This is a genomic window from Sporichthya brevicatena (assembly GCF_039525035.1).
GTDB classification, from domain to species: domain Bacteria; phylum Actinomycetota; class Actinomycetes; order Sporichthyales; family Sporichthyaceae; genus Sporichthya; species Sporichthya brevicatena.
In genome coordinates this window covers 54,458-71,804 of record NZ_BAAAHE010000014.1, presented here as the reverse complement: position 1 = coordinate 71,804, position 17,347 = coordinate 54,458, and the positions used below count along the sequence as shown (strand labels likewise).

General features: G+C 73.1%; 15 protein-coding genes. 11 read left to right on the top strand and 4 right to left on the bottom strand.

Going from position 1 to position 17,347, the window contains the following annotated elements; all coding sequences use genetic code 11:
* Positions 1-261: 261 nt before the first annotated feature.
* Together ABD401_RS09290 and ABD401_RS09285 are read right to left on the bottom strand one after the other, a co-directional pair.
* The gene (locus ABD401_RS09290) at positions 262-993 is read right to left on the bottom strand and encodes a FadR/GntR family transcriptional regulator (protein WP_344603904.1); all 732 of its coding nucleotides are present in this window, start codon (positions 991-993) and stop codon (positions 262-264) included.
* A gap of 10 nt (positions 994-1,003) precedes the next feature.
* Positions 1,004-1,780 carry a FadR/GntR family transcriptional regulator gene (locus ABD401_RS09285; RefSeq protein ID WP_344603902.1) on the bottom strand — a complete coding sequence of 259 codons (777 nt, stop codon included), beginning with the start codon at positions 1,778-1,780 and terminating at the stop codon, positions 1,004-1,006.
* An 82-nt stretch (positions 1,781-1,862) separates the two neighbouring features.
* Between ABD401_RS09285 and ABD401_RS09280 the strand changes: the two genes are divergently transcribed.
* The 3 genes from ABD401_RS09280 to ABD401_RS09270 are packed head-to-tail and all read left to right on the top strand — an operon-like array spanning position 1,863 to position 4,268.
* The gene (locus ABD401_RS09280; RefSeq protein WP_344603900.1) at positions 1,863-2,294 is read left to right on the top strand and encodes a Zn-ribbon domain-containing OB-fold protein; all 432 of its coding nucleotides are present in this window, start codon (positions 1,863-1,865) and stop codon (positions 2,292-2,294) included.
* The gene (locus ABD401_RS09275) at positions 2,291-3,472 is read left to right on the top strand and encodes a thiolase family protein (protein ID WP_344603898.1); all 1,182 of its coding nucleotides are present in this window, start codon (positions 2,291-2,293) and stop codon (positions 3,470-3,472) included. Before ABD401_RS09280 ends, ABD401_RS09275 begins: the two co-directional genes overlap by 4 nt.
* A gap of 19 nt (positions 3,473-3,491) precedes the next feature.
* Positions 3,492-4,268 (top strand): enoyl-CoA hydratase/isomerase family protein, encoded by a 777-nt coding sequence (locus ABD401_RS09270; RefSeq protein ID WP_344603896.1) that lies wholly within the window; start codon positions 3,492-3,494, stop codon positions 4,266-4,268.
* A 156-nt stretch (positions 4,269-4,424) separates the two neighbouring features.
* Here the strand turns inward: ABD401_RS09270 and ABD401_RS09265 are convergent, their stop codons facing one another.
* Together ABD401_RS09265 and ABD401_RS09260 are read right to left on the bottom strand one after the other, a co-directional pair.
* Complete coding sequence (locus tag ABD401_RS09265; RefSeq protein ID WP_344603894.1) at positions 4,425-5,579, bottom strand: phosphotransferase family protein; 1,155 nt, start codon at positions 5,577-5,579, stop codon at positions 4,425-4,427.
* Positions 5,579-7,201: an AMP-binding protein gene (locus ABD401_RS09260; protein WP_344603892.1), complete on the bottom strand. Its 1,623-nt coding sequence runs from the start codon at positions 7,199-7,201 to the stop codon at positions 5,579-5,581. The genes ABD401_RS09265 and ABD401_RS09260 overlap by 1 nt, the downstream gene beginning before the upstream one ends.
* A 122-nt stretch (positions 7,202-7,323) precedes the next feature.
* Here ABD401_RS09260 and ABD401_RS09255 point away from each other — a divergent pair, with 122 nt between their 5' ends.
* Genes ABD401_RS09255 through ABD401_RS09220 form a run of 8 tightly spaced genes read left to right on the top strand, consistent with a single transcriptional unit; the run spans position 7,324 to position 17,344 of the window.
* Positions 7,324-8,592 (top strand): hypothetical protein, encoded by a 1,269-nt coding sequence (locus tag ABD401_RS09255; protein ID WP_344603890.1) that lies wholly within the window; start codon positions 7,324-7,326, stop codon positions 8,590-8,592.
* Positions 8,589-8,870 (top strand): hypothetical protein, encoded by a 282-nt coding sequence (locus tag ABD401_RS09250; RefSeq protein ID WP_344603888.1) that lies wholly within the window; start codon positions 8,589-8,591, stop codon positions 8,868-8,870. The genes ABD401_RS09255 and ABD401_RS09250 overlap by 4 nt, the downstream gene beginning before the upstream one ends.
* On the top strand, positions 8,867-9,346 hold the full coding sequence (locus ABD401_RS09245) for a hypothetical protein (RefSeq protein WP_344603886.1): 480 nt from the start codon (positions 8,867-8,869) through the stop codon (positions 9,344-9,346). The genes ABD401_RS09250 and ABD401_RS09245 overlap by 4 nt, the downstream gene beginning before the upstream one ends.
* Complete coding sequence (locus ABD401_RS09240; RefSeq protein WP_344603884.1) at positions 9,343-11,268, top strand: branched-chain amino acid ABC transporter permease; 1,926 nt, start codon at positions 9,343-9,345, stop codon at positions 11,266-11,268. The genes ABD401_RS09245 and ABD401_RS09240 overlap by 4 nt, the downstream gene beginning before the upstream one ends.
* Positions 11,265-11,960: an ABC transporter ATP-binding protein gene (locus ABD401_RS09235; protein ID WP_344603882.1), complete on the top strand. Its 696-nt coding sequence runs from the start codon at positions 11,265-11,267 to the stop codon at positions 11,958-11,960. The genes ABD401_RS09240 and ABD401_RS09235 overlap by 4 nt, the downstream gene beginning before the upstream one ends.
* 50 nt (positions 11,961-12,010) lie before the next feature.
* Entirely contained in the window at positions 12,011-13,483 is a 1,473-nt protein-coding gene (locus ABD401_RS09230) for an ABC transporter substrate-binding protein (RefSeq protein WP_344603880.1), read from the top strand.
* Positions 13,484-13,487: 4 nt separating this feature from the next.
* Complete coding sequence (locus tag ABD401_RS09225; RefSeq protein WP_344603878.1) at positions 13,488-16,145, top strand: NAD-dependent epimerase/dehydratase family protein; 2,658 nt, start codon at positions 13,488-13,490, stop codon at positions 16,143-16,145.
* Positions 16,142-17,344: a cytochrome P450 gene (locus ABD401_RS09220; RefSeq protein WP_344603876.1), complete on the top strand. Its 1,203-nt coding sequence runs from the start codon at positions 16,142-16,144 to the stop codon at positions 17,342-17,344. The genes ABD401_RS09225 and ABD401_RS09220 overlap by 4 nt, the downstream gene beginning before the upstream one ends.
* The last annotated feature ends 3 nt before the right edge of the window (positions 17,345-17,347 follow it).

The following is a 17,347-nucleotide window of genomic DNA, read 5'->3' as shown; positions in this document are numbered from 1 at the left end:
CTCATGCATGAGCGGAGGGTCGAGATTCGGACACCGGCCGCCCGAAAATCGACACCCCGCTCATGCATGAGCGACGGACACGGCCGCACCCTGCTCATGCATGAGCAGGAGGTCGAAAATCGGACACCCCACGCCCGAAAATCGACACCCCGCTCATGCATGAGCGGAGGGACGGGGCGGCCGGGACAGGGCGGCCGGGACAGGGCGGCCGGGACAGGGCGGCCGGGACAGGGCGGCCGGGACAGGGCGGCCGGCGGGCGGCTACTCGAACAGGGGGGCGGTGCGGGCCTTGCCGCCTTTGAGAAGACGGGTCTCGATCTCCTCGACGTGGGTGCGCCAGACCTCCTCGGCGCCGTCGGGGTCGCCGGCGCGGACCTTGTCCAGCAGCTCCTCGTGGGCCCGGTGGGCGCGGCCGTTGCGGCGGGGTTCGGCAGCGAGCTGGGCCTCGTAGAGGTGGGAGGTCGCGCCGGTGAGCAGGTCCATCGCGAGAGCGAGGGACGTCGAGCCCGAGAGCGCGGCGACCCGGGCGTGAAAGTTCAGCGCCGCCCGGGCGCCGGGGACGCCGTCGGCCTTCTCGGCCTCGATCGCGGCTTCGAGGGCGGCGACGACGTCCTCGCCGTCGCCGTTCGCCGCACGCTCGGCGACCATGCGCGCCAGCGGCGGCTCCAACGCGACGCGCGCGGCCTGGTAGTCGGCGACGGAGGCCGAACGCGACTGCAGGATCAGACCGAAGTACCGGGCGGCCGTGCCGATGTCCGGCTGCGTCACCTCGATGCCGCCGCGGGCGCCGCGGTGCACCTTGATCAGGCCCTCGGACTCCAGCACGACGAGCGCGGCGCGCAACGTGGCGCGGGAGGCGCCGAAACGCTCGCGGAGCTCGGGCTCGGGCGGGAGGCGTTCGCCGACGGTCAGCTCGCCGGTGACGATCTGCCGGCGCAGCTGCGAGGCGAGCCGGTCCGCGCCGGTCGAGTGCAGAGGGACGATCTCGGTCATTGACGGTCCCTCAGAACAGGTCCACGACGCCGCGCGGATCGGTGTCGGAGCCGAGCGCGTGACTGACGGCCTCGACGTGGGTGCGCCACAGCGCCGTGGCGGCGGCGACGTCCTCGGCCTCGACGTGCTCGACGAACCGCACGTGCGCGCGGTGACCTTTCATCAGCGCGGCCCGGTCGGTCGCGGCGGGCGAGACCTGGGTCTCCTCCGCGACGCGGACGTCGGTGTGCCGCTGCACCACGTCACCGAGGACGCCGAAGACGGCGTGCAGCGTCACGTTGCCGGAGAGTTCGACGACGAGGTCGTGGAAGGCGAAGCTCGCGTGGCTGAACGCGGCCGGGTCGTCGAGGGAGTCGCGCTCGCGCTGCAGGGCGTCCTGCAGGGCCTTACGGACCTCGGGGTCGCCGCCGCGCGCCGCGAGCATCCCCGCGGCCGGGGGCTCGACGACCGCCCGCGCCCGCTCGACGTCGAGCAGCGTCGTCCCGCGCATCTGCAGGTGCACGCCGGCGTACCGGCCGGCGACCTCGATCGAGGGCTGGCGGACGAAGGCGTCGTGCCCGCCGCGCCCGACCTCGACGAGGTTCTCGGACTCCAGGATCCGGTACGCCTCGCGGAGCGTGGGGCGCGAGACGCCGTAGGCCTGCATGAGGACGGTGCCGGGTGGGAGCTCACCGGACTCGGCGAACGCGCCCGACGCGATGCGTCGGCGCAGGTCCTGGGCGACCAGCTCCGCTACCTTGGGAACGCGCATCGGGTCGGTGCCGAGGTCAGGGAAGTCCTGACTCACCGCTCACCTCCCTGACGGCGCCCAGCGCGGCCGCGCCTCCAGCGTAGCGGCCCATCTCCGAAAATCATCTACCATCTTGGGCATGGCTTCCCCGCAGCCGGACGGCTCCGGCCATCCTCCGCTGCCGGAGTTGGAACTCGACAACCGAGCGTTCTGGACCGGCGGCGGACGCGGCGAGCTCCTGATCAGCCGGTGCGCCGCATGCCGCCGCTGGCTCCATCCGCCGGTCCCGGTCTGCCGGTACTGCCTGTCCACCGACGTGATCTCCACGCCCGCGGTCGGCACCGGCACGGTGTTCTCCTTCACGGTCAACCACCAGCCGTGGATGCCAGGGATGGCGGTGCCGTTCGTCGTCGCCGTCGTCGAGCTCGACGACGAGCCCGGCCTGCGGCTGGTGACCCGGCTGACCGGCGTCGAACCGGCGGATGTGCGGGTCGGCCTGCCCGTGCGCGTCGTCTTCGAACAGCACGAGGACGTGTGGCTCCCCCTGTTCACCCCGCGGGAGGCGGCGTGACGACGGGCGCCGTGATCACCGGCGTCGGGCAGTCGGCGGTCGGTCGCCGGCTCGGGCGCTCCGGGATGTCGCTGACGGCCGAGGCCGTGCTGGCCGCCCTCGCCGACGCCGGCCTCGACCGCGCGGACGTCGACGGCGTCAGCACCTGGCCCGGGGCCCACTCCCCCGCGCCCGGGTTCTCCGGCGCCGGGGTCTTCGACGTCGTCGACGCCTTCGGCCTGAACGTGCGCTGGTTCTCCGGCGGTTCGGAGACGGCGGGTCAGCTCGGGGCCGTGATGAACGCCGTCGCGGCCGTGGAGGCCGGACTCGCGCGGCACGTCCTCGTCTTCCGCACGGTCTGGGAGTCGACGGCCACGACGCTGGCGCAGGGCCGCCGCGCCTCGGTGGTCGGGTCCGGCGCCGCGCGTGTGAACGGCTGGACGTCGTACCTGGTCCCCTTCGGTGCGATGTCCGCCGCGACGTGGGCCGCTCTGTACGCGACGCGGCACATGCACGACTTCAAGACGACCCGCGAGCAGCTCGGCTGGCTCGCGGTCATCCAGCGGCAGTACGCGGGTCTGAACCCCAAGGCCGTGTACACCGACCCGCTGACGCTCGACGAGTACCTCGCCGCCCGCCCGATCGCCGAGCCGCTCGGTCTGTACGACTGCGACGTCCCCGTCGACGGGTCGACCGCGTTCATCGTGTCCCGGGCTGATGCCACGTCAGGTCTGAACGCCCCGGGCGTTCGCATCGAGGCGCTCAGCAGCGCGCTGGGCGGCCGGCCGGACTGGTTCTCCTACGGCGACGGCTCGGAGATGATGGCCACCGAGGTCGGCCGCGACCTGTGGACGCGCACCGACCTGCGGCCCTCCGACGTCGACTGCGCCCAGCTCTACGACGGCTTCACGATCTTCACGCTGATGTGGCTGGAGGCACTCGGCCTCGTGCCCCGCGGCGAGTCCGGTCCGTTCGTCGAGGGCGGGACCCGCATCGACGTCGGCGGCGACCTGCCCGTGAACACCTCGGGCGGCCAGCTCTCCGCCGGCCGGCTCCACGGCTTCGGCCACCTGCACGAGGCGTGCCTGCAACTGCGCAGCGAGGCCGGTCACCGCCAGGTCTTCGCCGCGGAGGTCGCCGTCGTCGCCGCCGGCGGCGGTCCGCTCGCGGGCGCCCTCCTGCTCACCCGAGAACGCTGACGTCGAAGGAACTGCGCACATGAGCTACGAGACGATCCTGTTCGACGTCGATGCCGACCACGTCGCGACGATCACGCTGAACCGGCCGGAGAAGCTGAACTCGTTCAACGACGCGATGCTGGCCGACTTCGTCGCCGCGTGGGAGCGCGTGCGCCTCGACGACGACATCCACACCGTCGTCCTGCGCGCCGCCGGTGACCGCGCGTTCTGCACCGGCGTCGACGTCAAGGAGGGCATCGACTTCCCGGAGAACCCCTGGAGCCAACGGGATCCCGGCACCGCGCTCGGGCCGAAGGCCAACCAGGTGTGGAAGCCGGTCGTCGCCGCGTGCCACGGGATGACCGCCGGCGGCGCCTTCTACTGGCTGAACGAGGCCGACCTCATCATCTGCGCCGACGACACCCAGTTCTTCGACCCGCACGTCTCCTACGGGCTGACCGCGGCCCTTGAGCCGATCGGCCTCGCGCGGCGGATCAATCTCGGCGACACCCTGCGCATCGCACTGCTCGGCCTCGACGAGCGCATGTCCGCCGAGCGCGCCCTGCAGATCGGCCTCGTCACCGAGGTCGTCCCCCGCGAGCAGCTCTGGGACCGGGCCCACGCCCTCGCCGCCGCGATCGCCGCCAAGCCCCCGGCGGCCGTCCAGGGCACCGTCCGCGCGGTGTGGGAGTCCCTCGACCTCGCCCGCTCCGTCGCCCAGGCCCACGGCCTCGCCTACACCCAGATCGGGAACCCCATCGCCACCGCCCAGGTCGACCGCGCGACCTTCACCAAGCCCACGTGGACCCTGCGGTAACCACCGCCTGGAGATGACATCTTCAACGGATCCGGCCGATTCAGTGGAGATGTCATCTCCAACGCCGCCCCCTGTGGAAAAGAAAGGGTGACACCCCTTACTCGTCAGTAAGGGGTGTCACCCCTTTTTGACACGGAGGCGCGGGGGCGGGGGAGATCAGAGGCGGGCGACGGCGGCGGCGGTGTCGAGGTCCTCGACGGCGGCGGAGGAGCGGCGCCAGCTCGCCGTCACGTTCTCGGGGGCCTGGAGGCCGGGCCAGGCGACGGTCATCGCGGCGGCGTCCCAGGCCTCGCCGGCGAAGAGGCGGTAACGCTCGAAGGCGCGGTCCAGGGAGTCGACGTCCCGGACGCCGTGGGAGCGCAGCCCCTCGAGGTACCGCTCGAGCAGGGCGCGCTCGTGGGTGGAGCGCAGGTCCGCCTCCAGCCCGGTGACGCAGAAGTAGGTCACCTCGCGCAGGCCCGGGCCCTGCCAGACGACCTGCCAGTCGAGGAGACCACCGCGACCGTCGGGCATGCGGAACGTGTTGCCGAGGTGCGAGTCGCCGTGCAGCAGGGTGAGTGGGCCGACCTCGAACTCGCGGTAGTACGGCGTCGACTTCTCGTTGAGCACCTCGACCAGGCGGCGCACCGCGGGCGTGACGTTCTCGCCCTTCTTCAGCGCGCCGGCGCGGCCCTGCTTGTAGAACGTCTTGAGGACGCCGTAGCCGGGACGCCGGGACCAGGTGCGGGCCCAGGGCCAGGCGGTGCCGAGGCGCGGGTCCGCCCAGTACGTCGCGTGGAGCTTGGCGAAGCAGTCCATCATCGCCTCGGCGTGGGCGAGGTCGCAGTCGGAACCCAGCGCCAGCGGGACGCACGAACGCGCCGTCAGGTCCTCCAGCACCAGCAGGTGCCGCGCGCCGTTGCCGGCCCACGTCCAGTACGCCGCCGGCACCAGGTCCCCGAGCTGCGGCGCCACCTCGCGGTAGAAGTGCACCTCGTTGACCGCCATGTCCAGCGAGGCGACCATCGTGCGGTTCTTCGCCGACAGCGGCGTGCTCTTCACGTACAGCGAGGCCGGCAGACCGGCGGCGACGCCGGCGTCGTTCCAGGTGACGCCGAGCCGCCGCCGGTCCGTGGTGCCGGAGCTGCCGCCCTGCGGGCGGACCTCGACGGCAGCTGCTCTCGGGTCCCGGGGCCGTGCGAGGCGCGCGGTCAACCAGGCGGCGTCGACCTCGGCGGCCGAGCTCGGCCCGTCGGTCGGCGCCCAGGGCGAGACGGCCAGCGCGAGCTGGGCCGTCGAACGGGCGGCGGAACGCAGGGATTCGAGGTTCATCAGCGCTTGCTCAGGACGATGTCGGAGGTGTTCCGGTCCCAGGTCGTCGCGGTGACGCCCTCGTCGCGGAGCTGGTACTTGAGCACCTTGTTCATGGGGTTGCGCGGCAGGTCGTCGCGGAACTCGATGTAGCGCGGGACCGCGAAGTACGGGAGCTTGTCGAGCGACCAGCGGCACAGCTCGGCCGGGTCGAGGGTCTGACCCTCCCTCAGGACGACGGTGATCTTCAGCTCGTCCTCGGACAGGTCACTCGGCACCGCGTGCGCGGCGACGTCGGCGACCGCCGGGTGCTTGCGGAACGTGCCCTCGACCTCCATCGAGGAGATGTTCTCCCCGCCGCGGCGGAGGTAGTCCTTCTTGCGGTCGACGAACCACAACCACCCGTTCTCGTCGAACCGACCCAGGTCCCCGGTGTGGAACCACATGTTGCGCATGACCGCCTGCGTCGCCTCGGGCCGGCGCCAGTACCCGGAGAACATGACGTACGGCCGCAGTGGCCGCGCGACGATCTCCCCCACCTCACCGACGGGGAGCTCGTCGTCGTTGTCGTCGAAGATACGGACGTCGAAGTCGTCGTTGTACGTCCCCGCCGAGCCCCACGGATGCTTCACACCCTCGGGCGTCCAGGTCAGGAACGTCGTCTCGGTCAGACCGAACACCGAGCTGCCGACGTGTTGCGCGCCGAAACGCTCGTGCCAGATCTGCGCGGTCTCCGGGGTGTACGGCGCCCCACCCGCGATGCGGATCTGCCCCTTGCAGGCCAGCAGTTCGGGGGTGTCGTCCATCTTCGCGATGAGCGGGATCATCATCCCGAGCAGCGTCACGACGGTCGCGCCGGTGCGCGAGATCTCCGGCCAGAAGTTCGACAGCGAGAACCGTGGGAAGATCGCCGCGGTGTTGCCGAGCATCGCGGAGGCGAGCACCGTCGTCGCCGCCGCGTTGAGGTGGAACAGCGGCAGCGGGGACCACAGCACGTCGCTGGCGACGCGGTTGCGCATCGATCCGCGCGCGACGTTGCAGACGTAGTTGTGGCTGAGCATGCAGCCCTTGGACGGCCCCGTCGTGCCGGACGTGTAGATCAGCAGCGACAGGTCACCGGGCGCGGGGCGCACCGCGTCGTCGGTGGACAGCGCGTCAACCTCGGTGAGCACCGCGATCGGCTCGACCCGCACCGACGACCCCGTCGGGATCTCCCCGCCCCGCTGGACGAGGACGCGCAGCTCGGGCAGCTCGGCGGCGACGGCCAGGACGCGCTCGGCGTAGTCCGGCTCCGCGACGACGACGCCGGCCCCGCTGTCCGCGAGCTGGTGACGGAGGTACTCGCCCTTGTAGGCGGTGTTGACCGGGACCCAGATCGCCCCGAGGGCGTTCGCGCCGAACCACACGGCGACGGCGTCGAGGGACGTGTCGAGCACCGCGGCGACGGTGTCGCCGGGGCCGACGCCGAGGTCGCGGAGCCCGCGCGCGACGCGCAGCGACCGCTCCCAGACCTCGGTGAAGGAGTGCGCGACGCCGGAGAGCTCCAACCACGTGCGGTCACCGAACCGCTGCGCGGCGTCCGCGACGACGTCCACCACGTTGGTCTGCGGCCCGACCGTCCAGCCGCCCTCGATGCGTCCCATGCCACCGCCTTCTGCGTGTGCCCGAGTACATCGCGAAACCCGGGTAGTGGAGATAACGCCCTGGTCACCGATACTCCGTGAACCTAGTAAACCAGGTGAGATTTCTGGGTACACTCCTTCCTGTGACGCAGCTCGCTCTCCGGCGGATCAGATCCGGCGCCGCCTTGATGGCCGTCGCCGCTCTCGGCACCGGCCTGCTCGCCCTCGGCGGCCCCACGGCGCGGGCCGACTCCACCTTCGAGGCCGTCGCCGACGCCCGGCTGGCTGCGGTCAACTTCACCGCCGAGCCGCCCGTGATCTTCGGCCAGTTGGTCGACGCCGGTGGTTCGGTCGCGCAGGCCTCGCTGAACTCCCTCGGCAACTCGACGGCGTTCGCGTCCGACCCGTACCCGAGCGAGTCCGCGGTCCTGGCCCCCGGCCTGATCGCCGGTCTCACCGGCGGCGCGACGTCCGACGTCGTCCCGGCGTACCCGTTGATCGCGTCCAGCAATTTCCCCTCGGTCCCGGAGAAGCGCGTCCAGGCCGGGCCGGTGACCCTGGAGGCCACCAGCGGCGTCGCGACCTCCCGCGGCTCGACGGCGAACGGCGCGAACACCGGCCTCGCGAGCGTCACCCGCGACCCGTCCGACGACCGCGTGACCGCCCGCGCCGAGGTCGCCGGTTCCAGCGTCGTCCTCTCCGACGCACTCGTGCTCAACGGCGTCCGCAGCGCCGCGACCGCGAGCCGCCTGCCCTCGGGGCAGATCGAACTCACCTCGTCGTTCGACGTCGCCGCGTTGACGATCGCCGGTCAGCGCGTGCCGCTCTCCGACGCCCTGACCGGCCCGGACGGCGCCCTGAGCGCCGCGACCGCCGCCGGTCGCGCGTTGCTCGACGCGCTCGCCGCGCAGGGCACGACGATCCAGTACCTGCCCGCGGAGAAGACCGAGGACGGCATCACCAGCGCCGGCCTCCGCATCCGCAGCATCCAGGCCGCGCCGCCGGAGCTCGCCTCCGGTCTCGAGCGGGTCATCGCCGAGGTGACGATCGGTCAGACCGCGGCACGCGTGACCAACCGGGCGCTGCCCCAGACCGGCGGCCTCGGCCCCGACCTCGGCACGACCCCGGCTCTCACCCCGGGCACCGGCGCCCCGGTCGACGGCGCGGTCGCGCCGGGCGTCCTGCCCGGCACCGCCCCCGGCGGGGCGGTCCCCGGCGTCGCCCCGGGCCAGGCGCAGCTCCCCGCGACCGACGTGGTGTCCGCCATCGGTTCGCCCGGTGCCCTGATCACCGACCTCGACATCGGTCGCTTCTACCTCGTACTCCTGCTCGCCGGTGCCGCCCTGCTCGCCTGGGTGCAACTGATCCGGGTGTTCGGCGGCGCCCCAGCCGCAAAGGGGACCCCGTCATGACCTACCTGCGCTGGGCGCGTACCCAGTGGGACCGCGTCGGAGCCTGGGTGTGCGTCGGCCTCGGGGTCCTGGCCCTGCTGATCGGCTGGCGGGGCGTGGCCAACGAGGCACTGACGCCGCAGCAGCTGCCGTACATCATCAGCGGCGGGATCGGCGGCCTGTTCCTGCTCGGCCTCGGCGGCATGCTCTGGATCTCGGCCGACCTGCGCGACGAGTGGCGCAAGCTCGACGCCCTGGAGCAGGCCCGACGGACAGGCGTGGACGAGCCGGCATCGTGACCGTGACGACCGACCGGCCGGTCTCTCCCCCGCGCACCCCGCGGACAGGGCGGCGTCGCCAGGACGAGCCCTGGACGCCGGCCCAGCTGCGCATCGCGGTCCTCGGCGCGGTGATCGGCACGGTCCTGCTCGTCGTCTCCTGGGTCGCGGCCGGGCGGACGGCGGACGTCGACAACCAGCTGACCTGGCTGTCGGTCGCGATCGTCGGCTTCCTGATCTTCGCCAGTGGCGGCGGGGCGCTCCTGCTCCACGGCCACCGCGCCGTCCTGCACCGCTGGGTCGTGTTCCTGGAGAGCGAGCCCGCCCCGGTCCGGGTGACGGAGCGTCAGGCCGACACCGGTTGGGTCCGGGTCGACGGCACCCGCCGGGCGCACCGGCCCGACTGCCAGCTGGTGCGGGGCAAGCGCGTCGCGCCGACGGCGGACGCGGAGATCGAGGAGCGGAACCTGCTCCGTTGCGAGGTGTGTGCCGGATGAGCATCGACGGGCTGATGCCCTTCGTCGTCATCGGGCTGGTCGCCGGCTCGCTGTACGGCCTCGCCGCCACGGGTCTCGTGCTGACCTACCGGACCTCGGGCATCTTCAACTTCGGCCACGGCGCGATCGGCGCCGCGACGGCCTACATCTTCTACGACCTGCGCGACCTGCAGGGCCTGCCCGCGACGCTCGCGGCGGTCCTCGCGGTGGGCGTCGTCGCCCCGCTCGGCGGGCTGCTGCTCGCCGGGATGGCGGGCCGACTGGCCGACGCCTCCACCGCCCGCCGCGTCGTGGCGACCGTCGGTGTCGTGCTCGCGATCCAGGGCGCGCTGCAGCTGCGGTACGGCATCACTCCCCTGCCGCTGGACACCCCGTTCCCGTCGGACACGTTCACCGCGTTCGACGTGCAGGTCGGCTACGACCAGCTCATCACCTTCGTGATCGCGGTGATCGGCGTCGGCGCTCTCGCGGCGCTGTTCCGCTTCACCGCGCTCGGGCTCGCGATGCGCGCGGTCGTCGACAACGGCGAACTGCTCTCCGAGTCCGGCCGCAGCGCGACCGTCGTCCGCGCCGGGTCGTGGGCGATCGGCTCGGCGTTCGCGGGCATGTCCGGCCTGCTGCTCGCCCCGTCGATCGGACTCGACGCGCTGCTGCTCACCCTCGTCGTCGTGCAGGCGTTCGGCGCCGCGGCGATCGGGCGTTTCGACAACATCCCGCTCACGTTCGTCGGTGGTCTCGGCATCGGCGTCGCGGCCGCGCTGCTCAACGCCCCCGAGGTGACCGACACCTTCGGCTTCCTCGAGAAGCTGCCGAGCCTCGACACCTCGCTGCCGTTCCTGGTGCTGTTCGGTGTCCTGCTGCTGACGCGCAAGGGCGGGTTCTCCGACCGCGGCGTCCCGCGCGAACCGCGCAGTCCGGTCCGCCTCCCGGCGCCCGTGGCCGCCGGCCTCGCCGGAGTGGCGGCGGTCGTGCTGATCGCCCTGCCGCACGTGATCTCCACGCGGGTGCCGGTGTACACGCTCGGCGCGGTGTTCGTCGTCGTCTACGCCTCGCTGTACCTGCTCGTCGAGGTCTCGAACCAAGTCTCGCTGTGCCAGGTCACCTTCGTGGCGATCGGCGCGACGACGTTCAGCCACGTCACGGGCAACGGCGCCCCGTGGCTGTTCGGGGTCCTGGCCGCGGCGCTGGTCGCGGTGCCGATCGGCGCGTTCGTCGCGATCCCGGCGATCCGGCTCTCCGGGCTGTTCCTCGCCCTCGCGACGCTCGGCTTCGGCATCCTCGTCGAGCAGCTCTTCTACAACCGGGCGATCATGTTCGGCGCGCTCGGCCAGCGGACGGGTGGCCGGCCCGACGCCTTCGGGCTCGACTCCGACTCCGGGTACTTCTACCTCTGCGTCGCGTTCGCGGTGGCGGCGCTCGTCGCGGTCGTCGTCATCCGGCGCAGCCGCCTCGGCCGCCTGCTCGACGCGCTCGCCGACTCCCCCATCGCGCTCGCCACCCACGGCGCCTCGATCAACATCACGCGCGTCCTGGTCTTCTGCATCTCCGCCGCGATGGCCGCGATCGGCGGCGCGCTGCTCGTCGGCGTCACCGGCTCGGTGTCCAGCAGCGGCACCAGCGCGGCCGCGTTGATCTCCTTCAACAGCCTGCTCTGGCTCGCGGTGCTCTCCTTCGTCGGCCGCAGCGCCGTGGTCTCGCCGGTGCTCGCGGCCGGCGTGCTGATCGTCGCGCCGTCGTACTTCACCGACCCGAACACCGTGCAACTGCAGACGCTTGCGTTCGGTGTGCTCGCGATCTTCTCCGCGACCTACGGGCCGGCCCTCAACCGCTTCGTCCGCGAGGACGCGGTGCGCTCGGCCGGACGCGTGAGCCGGACACCGGTCCGCGAGCGGGCGCAACTCGCGATGGGGGCGGGCCGATGAGTCTCGTGCTGCACGACGTCCACGCCGGGTACGGGGCGACCGAGGTCCTCCGCGGCGTCGACCTCACCGTGCCCGCCGGCCGGGTCGTCGCCCTGCTCGGGCCGAACGGCGCCGGGAAGACGACGCTGCTGCGCACCTGCGCCGGGACGCTGACCCCGACCGCCGGCCGCATCACCATCGGCGGCCGCGACATCACCGCCGCGCCGCCGCACAAGCGCAGCCGGCTCGGGCTGTGCCACGTCTCCGAGGGCCGCGCCGTGTTCCCCGGTCTGACGGTGCGTGAGAACCTCCGGCTGATGGCCGGTGGCCGCTTGACGCCCGAGGCCCTCGACGGGGCCGTGCAGGCGTTCCCCGTCCTCGGCAACCGACTCGACCAGGTCGCCGGCACCATGAGCGGCGGCGAGCAGCAGATGCTCGCGCTGGTCCGGGCGTACATCACCGACCCCAGCTACGTCCTGCTCGACGAGGTCTCGATGGGCCTCGCCCCGATCGTGGTCGACCAGATCTTCGAGTTCCTCCGCACCCTCGCCGCCCGCGGCACGGCCCTGCTCGTCGTCGAGCAGTACGTCGCGAAGGCGATGGGGATGGCGGACCTGGTCTACCTGTTGAACCGCGGCAACGTCGACTTCGCCGGTGAGCCCGGCGAACTCGACGCCGACGAACTGGCGGCCCGCTACCTGGGGGCGGCGTGACGACACGTCCGACCCGTCCCCGGATCCGCCTCGCACCGAAGGAGTCCACCATGCGCCGACCGATCCGCGCGTTCGCGGCCACCTCCGTCGCGCTCGCCCTGCTCGCGGGCTGCGGCGGCCAGCTCTCCGACGCCGAGGTTCTCGAGGCCAACGGCGCGGCCCCCGCGGCACCGGGTGCCGCTCCCGGCAGCGTCCCCGGCACCGTCCCCGGTGCGGTCCCGCCCGGCACGGACCCCGCCGCACCTCCCGCGGCCGACCCCAACGCCCCCGCCCCGGCGGACCTGCCGAACGGCGCCCCCGCTCCCGGTGCGACGACCGCGCCCGGGACGGCGAGCGGCGGCAACACCGGTGGGAAGAGCGGCGGCAAGGCGACGACGAAGCCGGGCGCGGGCACCGAGACCCAGGGCAGCGCCGTCGGGACGCCGGGCCAGACCGGGCCGATCGTGATCGGCTCCGTCGGCAACTACAGCGGTCCGGCCGGCGCCGCGCAGGCCGGCATCCCGCGCGGGGTGCAGGTGTGGGCCGCGGACGTCAACAGTCGCGGCGGCCTGTTCGGACGTCAGGTGCAGGTGGTCGTCGTCGACGACGGTGGCGACCCCGCCCGCTACACCAGCGCGGTGCGCGACCTCGTCGAGAACCGCAAGGCGGTCGCGTTCGTCGGCAACGGCGCCTCGCTGTCGATGAAGGGCGGCACGAACTACCTGCAGTCCAACAAGATCCCCGTGATCGGCAGCGACTGCTCGGTGCCGGAGTGGTTCACCAGCCCGGTGTACTTCCCGCAGTGCACGCGGTTCGAGGAGCAGGTCCGCAACATCATGGTCGCGGGCAAGAAGGTCTCCGGGAAGAGCAAGTTCGGCTTCGTCGCCTGCAGCGAGGCCAACGCCTGCACGAGCCAGAAGCCGATCCTGCTCAACCAGGCGAAGGCCGCCGGTGTCGACCTCGTCTACAACGCGGACGTCAGCCTGACGCAGGTGGACTTCACCGCCGAGTGCCGCAACGCCCAGCGCGCCGGGGTCGACCTGTTCTACGTCGCGGCCGACCCGAACACGCTCGGCCGGGTCGCACGGTCGTGCGCGCGCCAGAACTTCAACCCGCGGTACGTCCAGGTGGCGGTCTCCGTCGGCCCGGCGTCGAAGGACCTGCAGGGCGTCGGCGACCTGATCGCCTCGCTCCCGCTGTTCCCGTTCGCGGGCGGCAGCGGCCCCGCGATCGACGCGTACACCAAGGCGCTCGCGCAGTTCTCCGGCGCGCAGCCTGGTCCGGCCGAGGCCTACGGCTGGGCCGCCGGGAAGCTGTTCGAGAAGATCGCGACCGACACCGCCCGCGCGGACCAGAAGCTCACGCCGGCCGGGCTCGTCGCCGCCGGGAGCAAGATCAAGGGCGAGACGCTCGGCGGCCTCACTCCCCCGCTGAACTTCACCGGCGGCAAGGCCGTCCCCGGCGACTGCTACTTCGTGGTGCAGGCGAAGGGCGGCAAGTGGACGACTCCGTTGGGCAGCAAGGCCCAGTGCAACGGGAGCTGACGACGTGCGCATCCTGATCACCGGGGTCAGCGGCCTCGTCGGCCTCGCCACGGCCCGGCGGCTCGTCGGCGCGGGGCACGACGTGCTCGGCGTCAGCCGGTCCGCGCCGCTCGAGCTCCCCCGCGGGGCACGGCACCGCTCGCTCGACGTCCGGGACGCGGCCGGCCTGCGCGAGGCGGCCGCGGGCGTGGACGCGATCCTGCACTGCGCGTTCATGCTCGACGACCGGGCCGGGGCCGACGCGATGACGGCGGTCAACCTCACCGGGACCGCGAACGTCCTCGCGGCCGCGGAGGCAACGGGCGCGCGCCGCGTCGTGTTCCTGTCGTCCTCGACGGTGTACGGCGGGCACCCGGAGCGCTACCGACGCACGCTGCGCGAGGCCGACGGGCCGCACCCGCACCCCGACCACCCCTACGCCCACCAGAAGATCCGGTGCGAGCAACTGCTGGCCGAGGCGACCGAGCGCGGGCTGGAGACGCTCGCCGTGCGCTCGGGCGTCATCCTCGGCCGCGGGACGGACAACCGGCTCCAGGAGGCCCTCGCCGCCCCGGCGCAGGTCGCGCCGCCGGACGCCCTGCCGTGGCAGCTGATCCATCACGACGACCTCGCGCGGTTCCTCGTCGGCGCGCTCGAACCCGGGGCGCCGACCGGGGTCGTCAACGTCGTCGCGCCGGACGGGGTCCCGTTGCGCGACCTCGCCGCGGCCCTCGGTCGCCCGGCCGTGCCGGTGCCGACGTCGGTGCTGCGGAAGGCGACCAAGCTCCCCGGCGTCCGGATCGCGGCCGGCGAACTCGAGTTCGCCTTCGGCATGCCCCAGCTGGACACCACCCGCCTGACCGAGGAGTTCGGCTTCACCCCGGCGTGGTCGTCGGCGGAGACCGCGGAGGACACCCGTCTCGCCGTGATGGGCCGGTCGACGTTCCGCGGCCGGGTGCGTTCCCTGCCGGGCCGGACGGGTTACGACCACCAGGTCGTCCCCGGCTCGGTCGGCCCCGCCGACGGCGCGCCGCTGGCCTGGGCCGCCGACAATGCGACGCGGGGTCAGTTCGACACCCCCGTCGACCCCCGCTTCCCGGTCTACTCGCAGACCAACCTCTCCGAGGCGCTGCCGGGCCCGTGCACCCCGCTGACCATCGACGTCCAGGGTCGCGGTCTGCGCGGCACGACAACCGCCGTCGCGCGGTTGCTCGGCCTGCCCGAGCCGCTGCGCACCGAGGCGTGCGCACGTCTGCAGGCCGTGCACGGACACTGCTTCTACATCAACGCCAGCGGCACCTGGCAGCTCGCGGCGCAGATGCCCGGCACCTCCCCCGACGCCCTCGCCGACCAGTGGGTGGGCCGGCACGTGGCCGAGCTGCCGGGTGCGAAAGCCGCGATCCCCGGCACCTGGAAGGCGCCGGCGGTCGGGACGCTGCAGCGGGTCCGTTCCGTGGCCGGGGCCGGCGTCGGGATGCTCGCCCTCGCCGCGTCGGTGAAGCGCGACGTCGCCGAACTGCGCCGTCAGGTCGCCCGGTTGACCGCCCTCGCCGACCGGGCGGACGACCTGCCGCCGCAGCGGCTCGCGCTCGGCGCCCTGCTCGCCACCGACGTCCTCGCCTGGGCGTGGACGGTGCAGGGCCAGCTCAACCTCGTCTCCGGCGCCGTGCTCGACCGCGCCGGGTCCGCGGACGGGCCGGCCCACGCCGAGCTGCCGAGCGCCGCGACCCTGCGCGGGGTCACGGACCTCGCGCGCACGGCGGCGCGCACCTCGGGCCTGATCGAGGTCCTCACCGACGCCGCCCCCGGCCGCGCCGAGCGGGTGCAGCAGCAGTTCCCGGCCTTCTGGGCCGAGGTCACGCGCGCGCTGCAGGCGTTCGGCCACCGCGGCCCGGGCGAGGCCGAGCTCGCCTCCCGCCGCTTCGGCGACGACGTGGACCGGCTGCTCGCGACCGTCGGCCGCGCTGCGCGCTCGGTGTCGGCGGCGGCGCCGCACACCGCCCCGGGCCGGCGTTCGCCCCTGCGCCGGTATGCGGACCACCTGCTGCACCTGCGGGAGGACAACCGTGATCTGACGGTCCGTGTGATGTCGGCGTTGCGCCGGCTCGCGCTCGCGCAGGGTGCGCGGATGACCGCCGCGGGCCGGCTCGCCGACCCGGAGGACGTGTTTTACCTGCTGCGCGACGAACTCGCCGACCCGCCCGCCGACGCGATCGAACGCGTCCGCGCCCGGCGGGCCGAGCGCGAGCGCCTGGCCGCGCTCGGCATGCCCGCGGTGTTCGCCGGCACCTGGGCGGCGCGACCCGGCACGATCCCACTGGAGGCCGGCGAGAGTTTGTCCGGCATCGGCATCGGCGGCGGCAAGGTCCGGGGACGGGTTCGCGTCGTCGGCCCCGACACGGTCGAGGAGTTCGAGCCCGACGAGGTGCTCGTCGCCCACGTCACCGACATCGGGTACACCGCGCTGTTCGGCTACGCGGCCGCGGTCGTCACCGACCTCGGGGGCCTGATGTCGCACGCGGCGCTGGTCGCCCGCGAGTACGGCGTCCCCTGCGTCGTCGACACGCAGGAGGCCAGCGATCGGCTGGTCACCGGCGCCCTGGTGGAGGTGGACGCCGATGCCGGCACGGTGACGGTGCTCGAGTCGGCGACCGCGTCCGACGGAACGGAGGTCTCGGCGTGACGTCAGCAGAAATCCGCGGCTGCCCGGTGGTCCACGACGAGACCAAGCCGGAGCCCGCGCCCTTCCCCGGTCTGTTCGCGCGCTTCGACGCCTACCGCGACCACGACTCCTCGGTGCTGTGGTCCACCGACGCCCAGGGCTACTGGATCTTCACCGACCACGCGACGATCCTCGAAGGCCTACGCCAGACCGACCTGTGGTCGTCGAAGGTCATCACCGTCACCGACCCCGAGCCGCGGATGCTCTGGATCCCCGTCATGCTCGACGCCCCCGAGCACGTGCGCTGGCGCAACCTGCTCGCCGCCTGGTTCACCCCGCGCCGGGTGAAGTCGATGGCCGACGAGCACCGTCGCCTGGCCGCCGACGTGGTCGCCGGCATCGCCGACCGTGGCCGGTGTGACGTGGTGTCAGACTTCGCGCGCGTCTACCCGTCGACGATCTTCCTCTCGCTGATGGGGATGCCGCAGTCGATGCTCGGGCAGTTCTACGAGTGGGAGCACGACCTGCTCCACCTCACCCCCGCCGAGGACCCCGGCAACGAGCGCCGCAACGCCGCCGGCGGCCGTATCCAGAAGTACTTCCGCGAGCTCCTCGCCGAGCGGCGGGCCGAGGCCGACGCCGAGGCGGCTGACATCGTCCGCGCCGCGCTGTCGTGGGAGTTCGACGGCCGGCCCGTCGACGACGCCGACCTGCTGAACTGCCTGCTGCTGCTGTTCATGGCCGGCCTCGACACCGTCGCGAACGAGCTCGCGTTCGCCCTGCACCACCTCGCCACGCACCCGGCGGACCGGGAGCGCTGCGTGGCGAACCCCGACCTCTGGCCGGTGCTCGTCGAGGAGGTACTGCGCGTCTACCCGTCCGTGCAGACCGCACGCAAGGCGACGCGGGACGCCGAGTTCGCCGGCGTGCAGGTGCGCCAGGGCGACATGGCACTCTTCCCGCTCGCGGCCGCCGGCCGTGACCCGAAGGTGTTCGCCGACTCGCTGCGGGTCGACCTCGACCGGACGACGGCCGAGGGCCGGCACCTGACGTTCGGGTCCGGGCCGCACCACTGCCTCGGCGCGCACCTCGCGCGGCAGGAGATGGTGCTCGCGCTGGAGGAGTGGCACCGCCGCATCCCGACCTACCGACTGCGCGAGACGCCGCTGCTCGAGGGCGCGCAGGTGTGGGGCCTGACCGGGCTGGAGCTCCAGTGGTGACGC